The organism is Mycobacterium asiaticum, assembly GCF_001673635.1.
GTDB classification, from domain to species: domain Bacteria; phylum Actinomycetota; class Actinomycetes; order Mycobacteriales; family Mycobacteriaceae; genus Mycobacterium; species Mycobacterium asiaticum_C.
In genome coordinates this window covers 1-21,465 of the sequence record NZ_LZMH01000056.1, presented here as the reverse complement: position 1 = coordinate 21,465, position 21,465 = coordinate 1, and the positions used below count along the sequence as shown (strand labels likewise).

General features: G+C 67.2%; 10 protein-coding genes. 6 read left to right on the top strand and 4 right to left on the bottom strand.

Features of this window, described 5'->3' with window-relative positions:
• The first annotated feature begins 12 nt into the window (after nt 1–12).
• Nucleotides 13–1,299: an NADPH-dependent L-lysine N(6)-monooxygenase MbtG gene (mbtG, locus tag A5645_RS16435; RefSeq protein ID WP_065130298.1), complete on the top strand. Its 1,287-nt coding sequence runs from the start codon at nt 13–15 to the stop codon at nt 1,297–1,299.
• Nucleotides 1,280–1,495 carry an MbtH family protein gene (locus A5645_RS16430; RefSeq protein WP_065130296.1) on the top strand — a complete coding sequence of 72 codons (216 nt, stop codon included), beginning with the start codon at nt 1,280–1,282 and terminating at the stop codon, nt 1,493–1,495. The genes mbtG and A5645_RS16430 overlap by 20 nt, the downstream gene beginning before the upstream one ends.
• Before the next feature lie 14 nt (nt 1,496–1,509).
• Here A5645_RS16430 and nbtC read toward each other — a convergent pair whose 3' ends face one another.
• The 4 genes from nbtC to A5645_RS16410 all read right to left on the bottom strand — a co-directional run bounded on the left by nbtC (nt 1,510) and on the right by A5645_RS16410 (nt 7,383).
• Nucleotides 1,510–4,590 (bottom strand): nocobactin polyketide synthase NbtC, encoded by a 3,081-nt coding sequence (gene nbtC / locus A5645_RS16425; RefSeq protein WP_065130294.1) that lies wholly within the window; start codon nt 4,588–4,590, stop codon nt 1,510–1,512.
• 18 nt (nt 4,591–4,608) lie between these two features.
• Nucleotides 4,609–5,895: a beta-ketoacyl [acyl carrier protein] synthase domain-containing protein gene (locus tag A5645_RS16420; protein WP_172830548.1), complete on the bottom strand. Its 1,287-nt coding sequence runs from the start codon at nt 5,893–5,895 to the stop codon at nt 4,609–4,611.
• Nucleotides 5,892–6,659 (bottom strand): thioesterase II family protein, encoded by a 768-nt coding sequence (locus A5645_RS16415; RefSeq protein ID WP_065130292.1) that lies wholly within the window; start codon nt 6,657–6,659, stop codon nt 5,892–5,894. The genes A5645_RS16420 and A5645_RS16415 overlap by 4 nt, the downstream gene beginning before the upstream one ends.
• Before the next feature lie 121 nt (nt 6,660–6,780).
• Entirely contained in the window at nt 6,781–7,383 is a 603-nt protein-coding gene (locus tag A5645_RS16410; RefSeq protein WP_253867023.1) for a GNAT family N-acetyltransferase, read from the bottom strand.
• Nucleotides 7,384–7,615: 232 nt separating this feature from the next.
• Here A5645_RS16410 and A5645_RS16405 point away from each other — a divergent pair, with 232 nt between their 5' ends.
• The 4 genes from A5645_RS16405 to A5645_RS16390 all read left to right on the top strand — a co-directional run.
• On the top strand, nt 7,616–8,575 hold the full coding sequence (locus A5645_RS16405) for a methionyl-tRNA formyltransferase (RefSeq protein ID WP_065130290.1): 960 nt from the start codon (nt 7,616–7,618) through the stop codon (nt 8,573–8,575).
• A gap of 20 nt (nt 8,576–8,595) precedes the next feature.
• Entirely contained in the window at nt 8,596–13,560 is a 4,965-nt protein-coding gene (locus tag A5645_RS16400; protein WP_065130288.1) for a non-ribosomal peptide synthetase, read from the top strand.
• 7 nt (nt 13,561–13,567) lie between these two features.
• Nucleotides 13,568–18,112 (top strand): non-ribosomal peptide synthetase, encoded by a 4,545-nt coding sequence (locus A5645_RS16395; RefSeq protein WP_065130286.1) that lies wholly within the window; start codon nt 13,568–13,570, stop codon nt 18,110–18,112.
• 12 nt (nt 18,113–18,124) lie between these two features.
• On the top strand, nt 18,125–21,465 hold a 3,341-nt coding region (locus A5645_RS16390; protein WP_065130284.1), incomplete at its 3' end, for a non-ribosomal peptide synthetase.

Sequence of the window (21,465 nt, the reverse complement as noted above, 5' to 3'; positions counted from 1 at the left end):
GGGTGCAGCCCTGTGAGTGAGACCCTCGCCATCATCGGTGCCGGCGCAAAGGCGGTGGCAGTGGCCGCGAAGGCCGCGGTGCTGCGGGAGATGGGCATCGAGACGCCCGAGGTGCTGGCGATCGAACGGTCGTCGGTGGCGGCGAACTGGATCGCCGGCGGCGGCTGGACGGACGGCCGGCAGCGGCTGGGCACCAGTCCCGAAAAAGACATCGGCTTCCCGTACCGATCGGCGCTGGTGCCGGGTCGCAACGCCGAGATCGACGAACGGATGATGCGCTGGAGCTGGCAGGCGTACCTGGTCGCCACGAACCAGTTCGTTGGCTGGGTCGACCGGGGCAGGCCGGCGCCGACACATGACACCTGGGCTCGGTATCTGCGCTGGGTCGCCGACATGGTGGGGCTCAAAGTCGTTCGCGGTGAACTGATTCAGATGTCGGTGAGCGGCTCGCGCTGGAACCTGCACACCCGCGACACACAGCTGTCCGCGGACACGGTGATGATCACCGGGCCGGGCCAGCCGCAGCGCTCCATCCTTTCCGGGGACCCGCGCATGCTGTCGATCGCCCAGTTCTGGGAGCGCACGTCGTCCCATGATCGGATCGTTGCCGAGAAGGTGGCGGTGATCGGCGGCGGCGAGACGGCCGCCTCGATGCTCAATGAGCTGTTCCATCACCGGGTTTCGACGATTACCGCGATCTCGCCGCAAGCTACCCTCTTTACCCGCGGTGAGGGGTTCTTCGAGAATTCGCTGTTCTCCGATCCCACGCATTGGCGGACGTTGACGCTGGCGGAACGGCGTGACTGCATTGCCCGCACCGATCGGGGGGTCTTCTCCGCGCGGGTGCAGGAGTTGCTTCTCGCCGACGAGCGGATCAAGCACCTGCGCGGCCGCGTCGCACACGTCGCCGATCGTCATGAACGAATCTGGATCACCCTGCAAACCGACCAGTGCGGCGAACGACTGGAAAGCGTGCACGATTTCGACCTGGTCATCGACGGGTCGGGGGCTGACCCGTTGTGGTTCCTGCCGCTACTGAGCCAAGGTGCGGTCGACCTGCTGGAGCTGGGGTTGGGCGGACCGCTGACCGGCGAACGGCTCGAGGAGTCGATCGGCCACGATTTGGCTGTCGAAGGCGTCACCCCGAAACTGATGCTGCCGAACCTGTCCGGGCTCAACGAGGGTCCCGGCTTCCCGAACCTGAGTTGCCTGGGCCTGCTGTCCGATCGGGTCTTGGGCGGCGAGGCCGCCGTTCACACCGGGCCGCGCGGGAGAAGCGGTGAATATCAATCCGTTTGACGACGACGGCGGGACGTTTATCGTCTTGGTCAACGCGGAAGATCAACACAGTCTGTGGCCGGCGTCCGTCGCGGTGCCGGCGGGCTGGCGGACGGTGTTCGGCGCGGACACCCGGGCGAATTGCCTGAGTTACATCGAGCGGCATTGGGCCGACCTGCGACCCAGAAGTCTGAAAGAGGCGACGAACGCCGGCTGAGGGACGCTGAAAAACTACGCGTTCAGCTTGGCCAGCACGTCCGCGATCGATGCTCCGCCCAACAGGTCGGCGACCTCGAGATCCTGATTGAACTCCTGCTTGACCCGGCGCCGCAACTCCAACGCTTGCAACGAATCCAGCCCGATCGCGACCATGGGGACGCTGGTGTCGATCGTCTCGGCGCTGTCGAGTCCGATGGCTTGGGCCAGTAAATCCACGAACCGCTGCGACGGGCCGGTCACGACGGCGGGGTGCTGCACCCGGGGTTCGGCGGCGCGGCGCGGCGCCGATTCCAATTGGGACAACAGGGAATGACGACCGCAGGTCTGCAGCACCGATCGCGCCCGCTCCAGATCGAACGCCGCGACGATCACGTTATCGCCGAACCGCGCCGTGCCCACCGCGAGCGCGTCCGCGGGACGCATCGGTACGACCCCGAGGCCAGCCAGCATCGCCGCACCGGAGCGGTCCAGATGCACGTCCCAATGGCCCCACTGCACGGAAATGCACTCCGCGCCGGTGGATCTGACCTGGTGAGCCAACGCGTCGAGCATGCGGTTTCCGGCGGAGTAGAGCGCCAGCCCACGACCCCCGACGGTCGCGGACACCGACGAGCAGAGCAACACGCGGCTATTGGACGTTCGCGGATAACTGTCCAGCACTTGGGCGATGCCGACCACCTTGGCCCGCAACGCCACATTGACGTTGTCAGCAGTGATGTCTTCCAGCTCGACACCCGAATACTCCACTGCGGCATGGATTATCAGGTCTGCGGGCGGACCCTGGTGAGCCAGCTCGTGTATAGCGGACGAATCACCCAAATCGCAGGCGGCGACTTGGATATCGGTCCGGGTGACCGACCGGATGCGCTGCACCCGCGCCGCGGACGCGGCGCTCTCACCCGAGCGGTTGACCAGGGTGATCCGCTTCGCACCGCGGTGGGCGTAGTGCTCGCAGAATTCCAGCCCCAATTTGCCGGTCCCGCCGATGATCAGGACGTGCCCGGCGGCGCAGATATCGGATTCGGTTGCGGGGATATCAGTTTCGATCACTCGCTTGGCGTACAGACCAGCCTCGCGTATGGCGAGCTCTGACTCGTCAGCGGTGTGCAGCGCCGCCACGATGGCCGGTGCGGTCGCACTCGATGATGCGCCGGATACCGCCGGCAGGTCGAGGTGCCGGAACCGGGTGCCCGGGTATTTCGCTCCGACACTGCGGAATCCGGCACTCGCGCCGGCATGCACCAGGTCCGGTGTGGCATCACCGGCAACCACGGCCTCACCGGCCACGGTCACCAGCCAGAAGTCGGTGACCCCCGTAGCCATGCCAGGCCACCAGGTGCGCTCGGAGAAAAAGGCCGCCACCTGGGCTGCCGCTGCCGCGGCGTCGAGGCGCGGTGATTGCGGCATCAGGACCACAAGTGTGTCCAAACCCTCTGCCGCTGCGGTGGTCTCGGCGTTGACCAGCTGTGCGGTAGCGCCGACGGCACCGGCGGCAACGCAGAGCGCGTTGGCCAGCTCGGCGCACTCGCCGGTGTAGTCGATGACACCGATCATCCGTGGCGGCACCAGTGAGCGTCGGGACAGGCGGACCCATTGTTCGGTCAGCAGGCGCGGCGGCGTGATGCTGTCGCTTTCGGGGGCGGCTGCCTTGGTCGCTGGGGCGACGGTGGGTGTCCTTCCGGGAATGCGTGAGATGCCCTGTTCGTAGGGCATCCACAGCTTGGCGTCGTTGAAGACGGTATTCGGGAAGTCGACCAGCGGCAGCGGGGGAGGGCCGTCGAGTTCGGTGCCTAGGCCGTCCCACGGGAAGGCCAGGTCGTGCAACGCCAGTCGCATCAGGTTGCGGGTGAATTCGTCGAGATCGCCAGCGGTGCGCAGCGAAGTACCGACGACCAGGGTCGGCCTTTCATCCTCGACGCCGCTGTCGGCTGCCAGGTTCTCCTGAATGGCCAACTGCAAAGTGGGATGTTCGGCCAGCTCGACGAAGGTGTCCACGCCCGACGCCGTGGCGTCCGCGATCGCTTTGTCGAAGCGGACGGTGTTGCGCAGGTTCCAGAACCAGTACTGATCCACCGGCAGATCGGGGGTGATGGCGGCGCCGAGAGTGGCGCCGACGCAGTCGATGTCGGCATCGAGGAATTTCGGATTCTCCAGTTCGCGCTGGGTGGCTGCGCGCAGCTTGTCGTTGAGCTCGTTGATCACGCTGGTGTGCGCGGGATAGTGGACCCGGATGACGCGCGCGAAAATACCGCGCTCGGTGCAGCTGTCGACGATGCTCTGCACCGCGTCCTGGTCGCCCGAAATGCCGTTCAGGTTAGGCGAATTGACGACCGCGAGCTCCGCCCAGCCGCAAGCGCGGGCGAGCAGGTCCTCGCACGTCTCCCGGTCGGCGGCGATGACGGCCATCGCGTAGGCGCCGGAGACGAACTCGTCGGCGGCGCGCGAGCGGATCGAGACGATCCGGACCGCGTCATCCAGGGTGATCAATCCGGACAGATACGCCGCCGCGACTTCACCCTGGCTGTGTCCGATGGTGGCACGAGGTGCGACGCCGAACGACCGCCACATGGCGGCCAGGCCGGCCATCTGGGTGAACAAGGCCGGCTGAACGGTGCCGGCCTCGTCGTCGGCCGTAAAGCCTTCGTCGAGAAGGTATTTCAGCGGTGAGTGTCCCGTGTACGCCTCGAAGGCCGCCGCGCAGCGGTCGACTTCGGTTTGGAACGCCGGCATCGTTTCGTAGAACAACCGGCCCATACCCGGCCGCTGACTGCCTTGCCCCGGAAAGACGAATCCGACATTGCGGGGTGTGGCCGCTGCCTGGAAGCGGAGCACCAGCGAATGGTCGAGTCCCTGGGCGATTGCCCGCAGCGCGCTCAACAACCCGGCCCGGTCGGACACCATGGCCAGCGCGCGGTGTTTACGGGCGATCCGGGTGCGGAACAGCATGTCTGCGATCGCCTGCGGTGATACCTCCGAATGTGTTGTGGCGTAGGAAAGTAGCGCGGCGGCTTCGCGCGGCAGCAGTTCGGCGGCATCGGTGCTCAGCAGGACGGGAGTCGAGCCGTTCGGGAGCCGGTAGCTAAGAGGCGTCACGTTCTCACTCTCGGAAACTCAAGCGCTTGCGGGCATCGCGACGATCGCGTGCGCATTGGCGCCGCCGGCGCCGAACGACGACGCGGCACCGTACCGGACCCCGTTCTTGGGCTGCCACTCGTGCAGCTTGGTCGCCAGCCGGATGCCGACCAGGTCCCAGTCCAGCTTCTTGGTGGGGTTGTCGGAGAACAGGGTTGGCGGAATGTAACCGTGCTGGCCGGCGAGCAGCACCTTGATCAGCCCGAGGATCCCGGCCGCAGCCTGGGCGTGTCCGGCGTTGGACTTGATCGAGCCGAGCAGTGCCTCGGACCCCGCCGCGCCGTAGGTCTTGAACAGCGCCAGCAACTCCACCGGGTCGCCGGCAAGCGTCGCGGTGCCGTGACCTTCGATCATGCCGACGTCGGCGGGGTCGATACCGGCCGCATCCAGCGTCTTCTGCACGACCTGCTCCTGCGCGCGAACTCGGGGCACCAGGATCGGTTTACCCTTGCCGTTGTGGTTGGTACGAACCGCCAGGATCCGGCCGTAGATGCGGTGTCCGAGTTGACGTGCCCGCGATTCGCGTTCCACCACAACCATTCCCGCGCCCTCGCCCCACACCGTGCCGCTGACGTCGTCGGCGTATGCCCGGCAGTGGCCGTCATCGGACAGCGCGTGCAGCTTGGCGAACTCGAAGAAAGCGGCCGGTGAGCCGAGCACACAGACGGCACCGGCCAACGCCCACTCGCACTCGTCCATGGCCACCGAATTCGCCGCCAGTTGCAGGGCGGTCAGCGAGGAACCGCAGGCAGAGTCGATGCACATCGAGGGTCCGGTGAGGCCTAGGCAGTGCGAGATCCGGCCGGCACCGCCCAGCTGCCCCATCCCTACGGTCCGGTGGCCGGTGTAACCGTCGGCGACCGCGGTGCGGGTTCCGTATTCGGTCATCGACATCCCGACGAAACAGCCGCCGAATTCGCCCTCCCGGGTCGCCGGATTGATTCCGGCGTTCTCCAGCGCTTTCCACGCCACCCGCATCGCGACGCGTTGCTGGGGGTGCATGACGAGAGCTTCGCGATGGGTGATGCCGAAGAACGGCGGGTCGAACATCATTGCGCTTTCCATGAAACCGCCGGCGTCGCAGACCTTTCCCCAACCGTCGGTCTCGGACACCGCCAGCAGGTCCTCGACCGGCCATCCGCGGTCGCGCGGGAACGGCGAGATCAGCTCGCGGGACTCGCACAGCGCCTCCCACAGCGCAGCCGGGGTAACCAGGCCGCCGGGCGCTTCGACGGCCAGTCCCGAGATGACGACGGGGTCAGTCACCGAGCCCGCTCGCGTTGCGCACAGGCGGCCAACAATTCCGCCACGTCGTCGAGATGATCGTTGAGGAAGAAGTGCCCGCCGTCGAACATGGTGACCTCCACGCTGCCGGTGTGCTTGCCCCAGCCGTAGAGATCGCCGAGCGTGACGATCGGGTCCTGGTCGCCCCCGAGGGCATGGATGGGCGCCGAGATTTTGACGCCGTCGGTGCAGGAGTCGGTGCCGGAGTACGCGTCGCAGGCGCGGTAGTCGGCCTTGATGACGGGCAGCGCCAGTCTCATCAGATCCCGGTTGCCGAAGACGGCGGAATTGGTGCCTTCCAATGCCGTCAAATGGTTCAGGATGTCCTCGTCCTCCGTGGGGTGGGACGGTTTGGTGATCGCGTTGGCGGGGGCAACCGCCGCGGAGACGGTGAGTTGACGCACCTCGATCCCGCTGGCTTCGGCGAGCCGCACGAACTCGAAGGCGACCCACCCGCCCATGCTGTGGCCGAACGTGGCGACGGGGCCGCGATTGTGCTCGGATGTCGAGAATTCATGGAACGCTCCGGCGGCGATCTCGGGCAGCGTGGCCAGCGGCGGCTCGGCCGCACGGTCCTGGCGGCCGGGGTACTGGAAGATCAGGACGCTGAAGTCTCGGCTCAGAATCTTGGAGAAGGTGCGGTAGGCCGAGGCGCCGGCACCGGCGTGCGGGAAGACCAGCAGCGTGGGGCTCTCGGGAGAAGCCGGTTGGTGGAACTGCCTGATCCAGCCAAGTGTGCGCGGCATGCGCTCCCACCTCTCGTGAGCCCGGTCGGGTCGGCCCGCACGGATCGCCGCAAAGGCCGCGCGGGCATGAACTTAGCGAAGGCTAACATAACGCGGCGCGGGCGAAATGGGGTGTTCGGGTCTACAGCCAGTCCCGCTCGCGCACCATCAGGGCGGCGCGTTTTCCCGGCAGGTCGAGGTCGGCCACGTGCCGAAACCCGGCAAGTTCGGCCACCCGGAGCAGGCGCACATTAGCCGCGTCGGGTTCGCCGATCACCCGGGTGGCCAGGGGGTCCGCGTCCAGCTGCCAGGCCGAAATCACCCGCAGCAGGTCCGCCGCCAGCCGTCGCCCCCGGAATTGCGCCGGACCGAGCAGCATGTGGATCCCCGCATCGTGGGCGCGGGCCTCGTAGAACTCAGCCAGCGGGTCGAGGTCGGCGCGGTAGAGCTCCCAGTAACTCATCGGCACGCCGTCAAGCTCACCCAGGTACGGGCTGGAGTGGTCGCTGAGCTCCTGCTCACGCAGGTACGACTTGATCCGGGTCCGGGACCACGGCTTCTTCCAATACGTGGCGACCACCGGGTCGTTCATCCAGGAGTGCAGCAGATCCAGGTCGCGGTCCACGTCTAGGGAACGCAACGAAAAGGTGCCTTCAAACCCCTGGTGTTCGAGTGCGGCGCGCCGACCCGCGAGGTCCGGCCTGTTCGCCTGCACCGCGTCTTGCACGCGGGTATCTTCCCGCACCACTGACCAGGCTGTACCGGTTTCGTGGCGAACGTCGCACAACTCAAATGGCCAGGCCGCACCCGGTGGCCGGCTCAGTCGATTGACATGGCCGCACGCGCCCAGCAACTTAGCGAAGGCTAACATAATCTGCTGGTGCGGATTGGGTGCCGGTGGGGGCCGCAGCGATGACGAACGAGACGGAGGGGTTCATGCAGGGGTTCACAGAGGGGTCCATGGAGGGGAACGCTTGATGCGTGTCGTGTCGTTCGGATTCCAGACCTGGGGACACAAGACCCTGCAGGCTGTGATCGACCTCGGTCACGAAGTTCCGCTCGCGGTGACGCACCCGGCCAGCGAACACTCCTATAAGGCGATCTTCTCGGCGTCCGTCGAGGAGCTGGCGCGCGAGCACGGTATCCCGGTGCATCTCACCGACCGGGTCGACGCGGAAACCATCGACCGGGTTCGCCGCGCCGAACCCGATGTCATCGTGGTCAACAGTTGGTACACCTGGATGCCGGCCGAGCTGTACGACCTTCCACCCCACGGCACCTTGAACCTGCACGATTCGTTGCTGCCCAAGTTCACCGGATTCTCCCCGGTGCTCTGGGCGCTGATTTCCGGCGAGACCGAATTCGGTCTGACCGTGCACCGGATGGACGACGGCCTGGACACCGGCGACATTCTGGTTCAGCACGCGCTGCCGATCGGGCCGACCGATACCGGCACCGAGCTGGTGATGCGGGGCATGGATCTCATTCCCGGGGCGCTCGCCGAAGCGCTGAGTGCGCTCGAGTCGGGCACCGGGGTCTGGCGTCCGCAGAACAAAGCCGAACGAACCTACTACCACAAGCGATCGCAGCGGGACAGCCTGATCGACTGGAGCTGGCCGGCGGCCGACCTCGAACGGTTCGTGCGTGCGTTGTCCGATCCCTACCCTCGGCCCTTCGCGTTCTACCGCGGTGAACGGATCGAGGTGCTCGAAGCCCGGATCTCCGAAGCGCGATACGGCGGCACCCCGGGCCGGGTGATCGTGCAGGAAGGCGGTGGTGCGGTGGTGTCGGGGCCGGAAGCGTTCCGGGGCCGAAACCGCGCGCTGGTGGTCACGCTGGTGCGGACCGCCGACGGTGTCGAGCACAGCGGCGACAAGTTTTTCGCGCGCGGCGGCTATGTGACATCGGAAACTGGTTCCTGGCCGCAGGCGGTATGAGAGAGGCAGTGAGACCGACGATGGCACCCGATGCCAAGACCGTGCAGGAGCGTCGCCGTGAGCTGCTGCGCCGTCGCATCGCCGAGAGCGGCGCGGCGGGAAGCGTGCCCGCGACGGACGTGGCCGTCCTCGAAGCGGGCCGACACTACGGTCTGTCCGCCGGCCAGCGCCGGATGTGGTTCGTGCAAGCCATGGACGCCGCCGACACGACACTGAACATCTCTGTGGCATACCGATTGACGGGCGCTCTGGATGAGGAGCGGTTGCGGGCTGCGGTCGGTGAGGTCATCGCGCGTCATGCGGTCCTGCGCTCCACCTACGGTGTGGACACCGAGGGCGAGCCGTATCAGGTCTTCCACGATGACGTTCAAATCCCCTGGCAGACACACGATCTAACGGAACTCGCCGGAAACGGGCAGACCGTCGAGGCACTGGCTCACCGGGAGTTCGGCAGGCCCTTCGATCTCACCAGCGAATTGCCGCTGCGGGTCACCCTACTTCGGACCGGCGCCGATGAATTCGTGTTGCTGCTGGTGGTGCATCACATCTGCTGGGATGACGATTCCTGGGCGGTGTTCTTCGACGAACTGAGTGCGGCCTACAACACCGGCACGGTCAACGGCCAACCGCCGCAATATGTTGCGGTGGAGGTGCTGGGTCGCGCGGGAACCGAGGGGACGGATCCGTCGCCCGCCGATATCGCATACTGGCGCAACAACCTGCTGCCGCTCCCCGATCCGCTGCAGCTGCCCGGTGCGTCGTCCCCGAACCCGTCCAAGCACGCGCAGCGGCGTAGCTGGGCGGTTCCGGCCGACCTGTTCAATCGGCTCGAAGAGTTCGCCCGTCATCGCTCGGCCACACCGTTCATGGTGCTGCTCGCGGCCTACGGTGCGCTGATTCGTCGGTATACCGGTGCCGCGGACTTCCTGATCTCGGTGCCGGTGACCGAACGACGAGCCGCCGCCGAACGCGCGCTCGGATATTTCGGTAACACCCTGTTGCTGCGCATCGCCGTGCGACCGGACGACACGTTCACCTCGTTGGTCGACCGGGTGAGCGAAGCCTGCTTGCAGGCCTTCGCCCGGCAGTCCGTCGGCCTCGATCGCGTGGTGCGCGAGCTGAATCCGGAGCGCACCGCAGGCCGCGACGGGATGGACCGCCTGGTCCGGCTGGGCTTCAGCATGCGCAAGACGGTATCCGGCTTGCGCCTCGACGGTGTCACCATTCGACAACTCGAACTCGGTGCCGTAACCGCACCGGTGCCGCTGGCGCTCGCGGTGGTGCTCGACCCGGACGGCATGATCGCCGAATTCGAGTACCAGACCGAGTCGCTGTCGAGCGCGCTGGTGGATCAGATGCTGTCGCATTACGTGCAGTTGCTGGACCATGCGTTGCGCGAGCCGGCCCATCGCGTCGCCTCACTCGACCTGATGGGGCCCGGCGAGCGGGACGCCGTGCTGGCGCAATCGCACGGTGAGCTCGTCGCCAGTCCCGCCGCCACCATGGTGGCCGCGCTAGAAGCGGCGGCCGCCGCCGCGCCGGATTCCCTCGCCCTGGTGTCCGACGACGCACAGCTGACGTATGCGCAGTTGCATGGCCGCGCTAATCGCCTGGCGCGCTGGCTTATCGGCAACGGCATAGGTGCCGAGGACATCGTCGGCCTACGCATGACGACGTCGATCGAGTTCATCGTCGCCATGTTCGCCGTACTGAAGGCCGGCGCGGCCTACCTGCCGATCGACCCTGCTTTTCCCGAGGACCGCATCGAGTATCTGGTGCGGGATGCGAATCCGGTAATGGTCATCGGGCAAGCCGAATTCGCGGCAGCGGAGAACGTCGCGGCGAACCTGTCCGACACCGCGCCCACCGACGCCGATCGGTTGCAGCCGTTGCGTCCCGATCACCTGGCGTACGTGATCTACACCTCCGGCTCCACCGGCCAACCCAAAGGCGTGGCGGTGCCGCACCGCGCGATCGCCGAGCACATGGACGGTTTTCTCGCCGAATGGAGCCTGACCTCCGACGACCGGGTGTTCCAGTCATCTTCGGTGAGTTTCGACGCCTCACTGATGGAGATCTTCGCCCCGCTGTCACTCGGGGCGCGGCTGATTATTCCAAAGCCCAATGCCTTCAACGACATTCCGTATGTCGCCGAGCTGATCAGCCGCCACGGCGTCACGACTCTGCACATGGTGCCCTCGATGCTGAGCACGCTGTTGCTGCTGCCGCAGGTCGGTGAATGGCGGCAGTTGCGCCATGTGCCGGTGGGCGGAGAGGCGCTCTCCGGGGAGGTGGCCGACAAATTCGCCGGCTACTTCGATGCCAAGTTGCGCAATCACTACGGCCCGACGGAGGCCGTCATCTGTGCGACTCACCTGCCCGTCGAGGGGCCGCAAGGAACCGGGGTGGTGCCGATCGGCATTCCCAACCGGAATGTCTATACCTACGTGCTGGACGAGGAACTGCAACCCGTGCCCGCCGAGGTGGTCGGCGAACTGTATCTGGGTGGCGCGCAACTGGCGCGCGGCTACTTGGGGCGACCGGCCCTGACGGCGCAGCGCTTCGTTGCCGACCCGTTCAACCCCGGACAGCGACTGTACCGGACCGGGGATCTGGTCCGCCGCAACGTTTCCGGGAAACTGGAGTTCGTCGGCCGCGCCGACGAGCAGGTCAAGGTCCGGGGCTTCCGTATCGAACTCGGCGAGGTCGAGTCGGTGATCGCGACGCATCCCGCCGTGCGGCACTGCCTTGTTATCGCCGAAGACACCGAGGTCGGGCCCAGACTGGTCGCCTACGTCGTGCCCGGCGGCGGAAACAACATCGAACTGAGCGAGATTCACGCCCACGCCGCGGCGGTACTGCCCGAATACATGGTGCCCACCGCGTTCGGCGTGATCCCCGAGATCCCGATGACGGTGCACGGGAAACTGGACAAGCGGGCATTGCCCCCGGCCACCCCGGTTGCGCTTCGCAGCTACCGGGAGCCGACCACCGACGCCGAGTACCGCCTGTGCGCAATCTTCGGGCGGCTGTTCGGTTGTGAGCGGGTGAGCGTCGACGATTCGTTCTTCGACCTGGGTGGTCACTCGCTGCTGGCGGCGCGGCTGGTCGCCCAGATCCGCGCCGAGTTCGACGTCGACTGCAACGTCCGGGCCGTCTTCGACGCTCCGACGCCGGCGGGATTGGCGGAGCTGTTGGGCGAGCGGCCCGCGGCCGCCCGCCCCGGGCTGGCCCACGAGACCCGGCCCGACCGGCCGCCGCTGTCCTACTCCCAACTCGCCATGTGGTTCCAGCACCGGATGCGCGGTGCGAACGATGTCTTCAATTTGGCTCTGTCACTTCGCTTCACCGGTCCGTTGAACATCGCGGCGCTCGCCGACGCGCTGCACGACGTGGTGGCCCGGCACGAGGCGCTGCGCACATCGTTCGCCGAACACGACGGCATGCCCTATCAGCGCGTGCAGCCGGCCCTCAACGTTGAGCTCGCGGTCGCCGACATTGCCGCCGAGCAGCTCGACGAGAAGGCCAGCGAGTTACGCCGGCACCTGTTCGATCTCGAGTCGGGGCCGCTGATCAGGCCCACGTTGTTGGCGCTCGGACCGGACCAGCACGTGCTGGTGGTGCTGATCCACCACATTGTCACCGATCACAACTCGCTGGGGGTCATCTACGACGACCTTGTCCGGGCCTACCGGGCCCGGCTGGCCGGGGCGGCGCCGCACTGGGAAACCCTGCCGTTCCAGTTCATCGACTACGCGCTGTGGCAACGAAATACCTTCGACGTGCCGAACGAGTGGGCCCAGGGTGAGCTGAACTACTGGTGCGACGCACTGGCGGGAATGCCCACCGAGCTCTCCCTGGCTGCCGACCATGCGCGGCCACCGGTGATCGGCAGGCGCGCCGCCGTGGCGGCCTTCACCCTCCCGGCCGCACGCCGCGCGGCGCTCACCCGGCTCGCCGATGCGCAGGGCGCCAGCGAGTTCATGGTCTATCAGGCAGCGCTCGCGGTATTGCTGCACAAGTTGGGTGCGGGCACCGACATCGCGATCGGCAGCCCGGTGGCGGCCCGCGGTGAACTGGCCATCGCTGCGGCGAACGGGCCGTTCGCGAATGTGGTGGCGCTGCGTAATGACTTGTCGGGCGACCCGAGCCCGCGCACCGCACTGGCGCGATCCCGCGAAGTGGTGCTCGATGCGTTGGCACACCAGGAAATACCGATCGACCGGCTGGTCGAAGCGCTGAACCCACCGCGCTCGAGGTCGCGCAACCACCCGCTGTTCCAAACTTCGATCCACTTCCGGGCCGAGGACTGGGCGCTGGCGCCGCGCGATCTCACGCCCGAAACGACGGTCGTTGCGATTCCGATGGAATTCGATGTCTCGCTGCTGGATCTGAACGTCAGCATGAACGTGCTCGCGGACGGCGGGCTCGAGGTACGCATCGTCGCCAACGCCGACTTGTACGAACCCCAAACCGTGCAGCACATCGCCGAGGCACTGGATGTAGCGCTGGAAGCCTTTGCAGTTCAGCCCGATTCGCCGTTGTCGGCGCTACAACTGGCGCCGGCCGAAGTGATGGAAAAACTCCTGGCGCCCCCGACGCCGGTCGGCGCCCGTCCCGAACAACCCGTGGCGGGCGGCTCGCCGCAAACCCAGCAGGCCCTCATCGCCCTGCTGGAGGAACTCCTCGAGATCGACGGCGTCGAACCGGAAGACAATTTCTTCGCACTCGGCGGTGACAGCATCATCGCGGTCCAGATGTCGGCCCGGGCCAACGCGCAGGGACTGGCACTGGCGCCCGCAATGGTGTTCGAGCACATGACGATCGCCGAGGTGGCCGCGGCGGTCGACGCGGCGGCCGATCAGTCTGCCGGCCGGGCGGAATCGCAGGTCGATGCGACCGCGACCAGCGCGCCGATGAGCGCATCCGGCTTGGACGCCGACGCGTTGGCGGCGCTCACCGCATCCTGGCAGAACCAGGCCTGAGCCGACCATGACCGCCGCGCCGCCGCAGATCGAGGATGTGCTTGCGCTGAGCCCGTTGCAGGAGGGCTTGTTCGCCTTATACCGCCTGGCCGAGGACAGCCTCGACATCTACACCATGCAGTTGGTGGCCGACATCGACGGGCCGCTCAACGTCGCGCTGCTGCGCCGTAGCGCCCAGGCCATGCTGGACCGCCACCCCAACCTCCGTGCGGCGTTCTGGGATCGCGATGTCCCGCGGCCGGTGCAGATCGTTCCCGCCTATGCCGAGTTGCCGTGGTCCGAACGGGTCACCACGGCAAGCGAATTCGACTCGATCGCGCGCTCGGAACGGCGTCGGCCGTTCGACCTGAGCCGCGGGCCGGCCCTGCGCGTCGTGCTGCTGTCGGTGCCCGGCGAAACCAGGCGCCGGATGATCTTCACCGCCCACCACATCCTGGTGGACGGTTGGGGACTCGGCATCTTCTTCACCGAGATGCTCGCGGTGTATCAGGCCGGCGGCTCGACCGACGGGTTGCCCGCCCCGCGCCCTTACCGGGACTACATCGCCTGGCTGTCCCGGCAGGACCGCACGGTCGCGACCGCAAAGTGGACGGACTATCTACAGCGCGTCTCCGCGCCGCTCATCGTGGCCGATGGCATACCCACCGCAGCTCACGGCGTGCCCGAAAAAGCGAACCTGCTGCTGTGCGCCGGCGACACGGCGCGGCTGCGCCAGTGGGCGGGCCGGAACGGGCTCACGCTCAACACCGCGGTGCTTTTCGCCTGGATCGTGGTGCTCAGCCGGCTCACCGACCGGCGCGACGTGGTCTTCGGGACCGTCGTCTCCGGCCGGCCCGAACACCTGCCCGGCGTCGAGACCATGGTTGGGATGTTCATCAACACCGTTCCGGTGGTGCATCACCTCAGCGGCGCCGACGCCGTGGTCGAGCAATGCAGACGACTGCAGCGGGAATCCTCGTCGTTGCGTGACATCGGCTACCTCAGCCTGTCCGAGCTGCAACGGGCGCACGGCCACGGCAGCCTTTTCGACACGCTGTTCGTGTTCGAGAACGCGCCGCTCGAGGATGCCGTCCGGCCGGTCACCACCGCGGACGGAACCCGCTTCACCCCCGTCGAAGGGGAAAGCCTGACCCACTACCCGCTGACGGTGGTCTCGCACCTGATCGAGGACGCTTTGATTGTGGTCGTCGAGGCTATTCGTGAAGCGTTGCCGCATCTTTCGTCCGCGCAACTGTGCGAGCGATTGGTCTCGGTGCTACGGCAGCTGCCCGACATTGAGAACCAAGGTCCCGACGCGCTGGATGTTCTCACCCCCGCGGAGCGCGCGGAGTTGGACGAGCTGGCCGCGGTCTCGGTACCGGCGACCGAGCAATCGGTGTGGCAGAGCTTCGAGCGGCAGGTCCGCGCCACGCCGGACGCGGTCGCACTGACGACCGGCGACGGCGTGCGCTACACCTACGCCGAACTACATGCCGAGGCGGCCCGGCTGGCCTGCGAGTTGGCGCAGCAGGGTGTGGGGCCGGAAACCGTTGTCGCGCTGGTGTTGCCGCGATCGATCTCCTCGGTGGTCGCGATCATGGGGGTGCTCGCGGCTGGCGGCGCCTACCTGCCCGTCGACGTCGCACTGCCGGATGCCCGCATCGATTCGCTTCTGCGCCAATCAGCACCGGTGCTCGCGATCACCCAGACCGGTCAATCGGAACGGATCGACGGTCGGCTACCCACCCTGGTGTTGGACGATCCCGCTGTGGCGCAACGTCTCCGGCAGCACGACCCTGTTGCGCCCGCGGTCCGTCGCCATCCCGAACACAGCGCCTACGCCATCTTCACCTCCGGCTCCACCGGCGAGCCCAAGGGCGTCGTCGGCACGAATGCCGCTCTGCTGAGCTATTTCGCCGACCACCGCGACCGTGTCTACCGGCCCGCCGTGGCGCGGTTGGGCCGTCCGTTGCGGATCGCTCATGCATGGGCGTTCAGCTTCGACGCGTCCTGGCAGCCACTGGTCGGCCTGCTCGACGGCCATGGTGTGCACCTGTTCGATGCGGACGAGATGCGCGACGCGGACCGGTTGGTCCGGGGCCTGGCCGACTTCGGCGTCGACATGATCGACACCACGCCGTCGATGTTCGTCCAGCTGCGGGCCGCCGGCCTGGCCGAACGCAAGCTGTCCGTGCTAGCGCTCGGCGGCGAGGCGATCAATGCCACGATGTGGCGCCAACTGCGCGCGTTGGCGCCGACGGCGGTCCACAACTGTTACGGGCCAACCGAGACGACGGTCGAGGCGGTGGTGGCCGAAGTAAACGAATACCTCGCGCCCACGATCGGCACGGTCAACTCCGGAACCTTCGGCTATGTACTGGATTCGGAGCTGCGCGTGGTACCCCACGGTGTGGTGGGGGAGCTGTATCTGTCGGGTGCGCAACTTGCCCGCGGTTACGTTGGGCAGCCCGCGCTGACGGCCGCGCGCTTCGTCGCGGATCCGTTCCGCCCTGGCCGGCGCATGTATCGCACCGGGGACCTGGTGCGCCGGCTGCCGCACGGAGGCTACGCGTACCTGGGACGGGAGGACGACCAGGTCAAGATCCGGGGCTACCGCGTGGAGATCGGGGAGATCGAGTCCGCACTGCGCAATCAACCCGAGGTGCACGACGCGGCGGTGTCCGTGCTGCGCCGCGAATCCGGCCCCGTCCTGGTGGGATTCGTTGTCTGGCAACAAGGCTCAGAATCCGATCCGGTCCGGCTGCGCGCCGCGCTCACCGAGCACCTGCCGTCCTACATGGTCCCGGCCAGGATCGTCGCGTTGCCCCGCCTGCCGGTGAATGCCAACGGCAAGCTCGATGGGGCGGTGCTGGACGAGCTGGCTCAGGACGCACTGACTTCTGTGACGGCGAGCGGCGCGGCGGCTTCCACTGAAACCGAACGGGTGTTGTGCGAGATATTCGCGGAGCAGTTCAGTGGCGTGATGCCGCATGTCGACGACGACTTCTTCTCGCTCGGGCTGGACAGCATCTCGGCCATCTCGGTGGTGCACAAGGCCCAGCGCCGCGACATCCCCTTGACACCGCGGATGGTGTTGAGTTGCCCGACCGTTCGCCAGCTGGCGGCGGCTGTCGACGCGTGGAACGACGCGGACAGTGCTGCCACGTTCGCCGACTACGGCGAGGTGCTGCCGCTGCCGATCGTGTCCTGGGTGAACGAGTTCGGTAACTACCGGCGCTTCACCAACACCATCCTGATGCGAGTGCCCGCCGGGATCGAGCGGGCGGTCATCGAGCTGATACTGCAACTGCTGCTCGACGGACACGAAGTGCTGCGCTCGACGCTGACCGAAACGCCCGACGGAGCCCGCCTGGTGACCCGTCCGCCCGGCGTGGTGAGCGCCGCCGAGTTGTTGTCCGAGGTGAAGGTGCCAACCGGAACCGCCCTGGCCACGGTCATCCCGGACGCCGCGCGCACGGTGATGGACGAGATCGACCCGCACGCGGGCGCGATGGTGCGGGCGGTGTGGTTCACCGGCGCCGGTGCCGATGTGCTGCTGCTCACCATTCACCACTTGGTGGTGGACGTGGTGTCCTGGCACATCCTGGTCAGCGACATCCAGGAGGCGTGGCGTTCCCTACAGGCCGGCGAAACGCCGAGGGTGTTGCCGGAGTTCACCTCCTACCGCCGCTGGTGCCGGCTCATCTGGGAGCGGGCGGGGCAACCCGAGGTGCTGGCCCAGCGCGACTACTGGCTGGCGCAGGTCCGCGACGCCGATCCCGCGCTGGGTACGCGACATCCCGATCCGAGCCGTGACACCTGGTCGCAACTCCAGGTGACCACCGTGTACACCCCGGTCGAAATCACCGAACGCCTGCAAGCCGCGCTCACGCGCGAGGACCGCATGCGCGCGATCCTGTTGTGCGCGGCCACCATCGCCATCGGCAACTACCGCCGGGTCGCCGGGCACGATCCGTCTTCGGGCGCGTTGATCGCACTGGACAACCATGGCCGCGCCGACGCGGTCCTGGATACCGACACCGCGAACACCGTCGGTTGGTTCACCAACACCTTCCCGGTGCGGCTGGGGGTGGGCACCGGCACGGACACGATGGACATCGATCGGCTCGAGGCGAACCCCGCGGCGGCGCGCGCCCTGCTCGACTCGGTGACGACGCACCTGGACGAGGTCCCGCACGAAGGCCTCGATTACGGGTTGCTTCGCTATATCGCCCGAATCCCCGGACTGCAAGGGGCGGCCGAGCCGCAATTGCTGTTCAACTACATGGGCCGGCTGGACCTCAGCGGCACCACGAACGAACCGTGGTCACTGCTCAGCGGAGCCGAAATCGAAACGCTGCCGGTCGATCCCGAGCCGGAACTGCCGCTGCGCTTCGCGCTGAACATGAGCGTGCTGATCGGTGCCGCCCCGGCCGGTTGGGTGCTGATCAATAACCTGCTGTGGAGTGACGCCCTGTTCGGCAGCGCCGATATCGATCGCCTCACCGAGCATTGGCAGCGGGCGATCGCGGTGTTGGCCGCCGCGCTGGACCAAAATCCCGAAGCGGATTAGGAAGGACTGCACATGCCGGCGCGCGGCGAAGAGTGGATCAGCAAGGACGAGATCAAAGCCACGATCGCGGCCCACCTCGGTTGCCCGGTAACCGACGTCGCAGATCACGACGACCTGATCCAGCTGGGGCTCAACTCTATTCGCATGATGTCCCTGGCGGGCGGCTGGCGTAAGCGCGGCGCGGACATCACCTTCGCCGAGCTCGCCGCCAGTCCCACCGTCGAATCCTGGCACGGGCTGCTCAGCGGTGACCAGGCGCCGCCACCCAGCCCGGAGTGGCCGCAACCGGGCGAACCAGCCACCGACGCCCCGTTCCCGCTGGCCCCGATGCAGCACGCCTATTGGATCGGGCGATCCGACGAACAGGAACTCGGTGGCGTCGCGGCCCACCTCTACGTTGAGTTCGACGGTGCCGCAATCGATCCGCAGCGGCTGCACCGGGCGGTGGACGCGCTGGTCGCGGCTCACCCGATGCTGCGCACCAGGTTCCTGCCGGACGGCACCCAGCAGACCCTGGCGCGGCCGGGTCGACCGGTGTTCGAGGTCGTCGATCTGCGCGACCGTGCCGCGGATGCGGTGGAAGCAGAGCTGGCGGCGATCCGAGACCGAAAGACGCACCAGCGGTTGGCAATCGAAGACGGGCAGGTCATCGACGTCACCCTGACGCTGTATCGGGACCGGGCGCGGTTGCACCTGGACGTCGATATGCTGGCCGGCGACGCGGTGAGCTATCGGGTGCTGGTCACCGATCTCGCCGATGCCTATGGCGGCGCCACCCTGCCGATACCCGGCTACAGCTACCAACGCTACCTCGACCAGCGCCGGGCCGGCCGCGATGGCGCCGCCGCACATGAGCGGGACCGGCAGTGGTGGCAGCAGCGGCTCCCCGAAATGCCCGGTGCCCCTGAGCTTCCCCGGGCGCCAGAGCGCCCCGCGTCGCGCCGCACCGTCCGGTACCACCATTGGTTGGCGCCGGAAGCCAAGGAGAGATTGATCTCCGGGGCGCACGCGCGCGGCGTCACTCCGGCCGTGGCGTTGGCGGCGGTATTCGCCGACACCATCGGTGGCTGGTCGGCTCAGGACAGGTTCCTCCTGAATGTTCCGTTGTTCCACCGGGAACCCGTCCATCCCGAGATCGACCGGGTGATCGGGGACTTCACCTCTTCGATCATGCTCGAGGTCGACGTCAGCGAAAACATCTCGATCACCCAGCGCGCCAAAGCCGTCCAGCGCATCATGTACGACAGTGGCTCGCACGCCGCCTATTCCGGCCTCGAGGTGCTGCGCGACCTGGGCAGGCATCGCGGTGAACCGGTGCTGGCGCCAGTGGTCTTCACCAGCGCCCTCGATCTCGGGGAGCTGTTCTCCGACAACGTCATCCGAACGTTTGGCGACCCGGCGTGGATCATCTCCCAAGGACCGCAGGTGCTGCTCGACGCCCAGATCACCGAACTGCGCGGTGGATTGCTGATCAACTGGGATGTCCGGGAGGCGGCCTTCCCGCCGGGTCTGGTCGACGCCATGTTCGACGCGTTCACCAAGACCGTCCGACGCCTTGGTGACGGTGACACGGCCTGGGACGCCGAAGCCGCGGTGCGGCTGCCGGCCAACCAGGCGCAGGTGCGTGCGGCGGTCAACGCAACCGACGGCCCGGTCAGCGGTCGTCGCCTGCACCAAGGCTTTTTCGACCGTGCCGCGGCACATCCCGACGATGTGGCCGTCTTGTGGGGCTACGACGACGGGGCCGGCGGCTGGAGCTACGGGCAACTCGCCTCGGCTGCGCTGGCGGTCGCGGGCGCGCTGCGCGCACAGGGTGTGGCTCCGGGTGACACGGTCGCCGTCCGGTTGCCCAAGGGCAGGGACCAGATTCTTGCCGTGCTAGGCGTGCTGGCCGCCGGCGCTGCCTACCTGCCGATCGGTGTGGACCAACCCGCGGCGCGGCAAACGAAAATCCTTGCAGCCGCCGATGCTGCCGCGGTGCTGACGGCCGACGGGTCTCCGGTGGACACGGGTATCGCCGGCTTGTCCATCGAGGCGGCACGCGAGTATCCGGAACCGCTGCCCGCTGCGGTCATTCCGGATACCAGCGCGATCGCATACGTGCTATTCACATCGGGCTCTACCGGCCAGCCCAAGGGCGTGGAGGTGCCGCACAGCGCGGCGATGAACACCATCGACGCGGTCAACGATTGGTTCGGGGTGGGCAACAGGGATCGTTCGCTGGCATTCTCCGCGTTCGAATTCGACCTCTCGGTCTACGACATCTTCGGCATGTTCGCGACGGGTGCGGCGGTGGTCGTGGTCGAAGAGTCCCAGCGGTCCTCGGCGAATGCCTGGGTGGAACTGATTCGGCAACACCGGGTTTCGATACTCAATTGCGTGCCGGGCATTCTGGACATGATCCTGGAATCCGGCGCAAACCGCCTTGGCGATTCCTTGCGCGCGGTCATCCTCGGCGGTGACTGGGTAGCGGCTTCGTTGGCCCGCCGGCTGACCGCAATGATCCCCGGATGCCGATTCGCCGGACTCGGCGGAGCCACCGAGACAGCGATCCACAGCACCATCTGCGAAGTGGCCGGCGAACCGCCACCGCACTGGACGACGGTGCCGTTCGGTGTGCCGCTGCGCAACGTGCGGTGCCGGGTCGTGTCGCCGTCGGGCCGGGACTGCCTCGACTGGGTGCCGGGCGAACTCTGGGTGGGCGGGGCCAACGTCGCCGCGGGCTATCGCAACGACCCGGAACGCACCGCGCAACGTTTCGTCGTGCACGAGGGCATGCGCTGGTACAAGACGGGCGACCTGGCCAGATATTGGCCCGACGGCACCATCGAATTCCTCGGCCGCGCCGATCACCAGGTGCAAATCCGGGGATACCGTGTCGAACTTGGGGAGGTGGAGAGCGCGTTGCGCAGCCTGCCCGGGGTCCGGCACGCCGTCGCCGCCGTCGTCGGCACCAATGCGCCCCACCTGGTGGCGGCCATCGCCGGTGACCCGGTCGAGGGTGACGTCATGGTCGCACTCGCCGAGCTGCTGCCCGGCTACATGATCCCGTCGCGCATCTTGATGCTTGAGCGAATCCCGTTGACTCCCAACGGGAAGCTGGATCGCCGTGCCGCGGTGGCACTGCTCGGGGAGCCCGACACCCCGGCGGGGCCGCACGTCGCCCCAACCAACGACCTGCAGGCCGCGCTGGCCGAGATCGTCGCCGAGGTGCTCGACGTGCACCCGGTCGGCGTGCACGACGACTTCTTCGCCCTCGGCGGTGACTCGGTGTTGGCCACCGCGGTCGTCGCACGCGTGCGGGACTGGTTAGAGGTCGACCACGCGGTGGTCACCGACCTTTTCGCGACCCG

Excerpts from the sequence above, each read along its gene's own strand:
- A5645_RS16415 (WP_065130292.1), bottom strand. The coding sequence starts at position 6,659 with ATGCCGCGCACACTTGGCTGGATCAGGCAGTTCCACCAACCGGCTTCT.
- A5645_RS16405 (WP_065130290.1), top strand. The coding sequence starts at position 7,616 with ATGCGTGTCGTGTCGTTCGGATTCCAGACCTGGGGACACAAGACCCTG.
- A5645_RS16395 (WP_065130286.1), top strand. The coding sequence starts at position 13,568 with ATGACCGCCGCGCCGCCGCAGATCGAGGATGTGCTTGCGCTGAGCCCG.
- A5645_RS16400 (WP_065130288.1), top strand. The coding sequence starts at position 8,596 with ATGGCACCCGATGCCAAGACCGTGCAGGAGCGTCGCCGTGAGCTGCTG.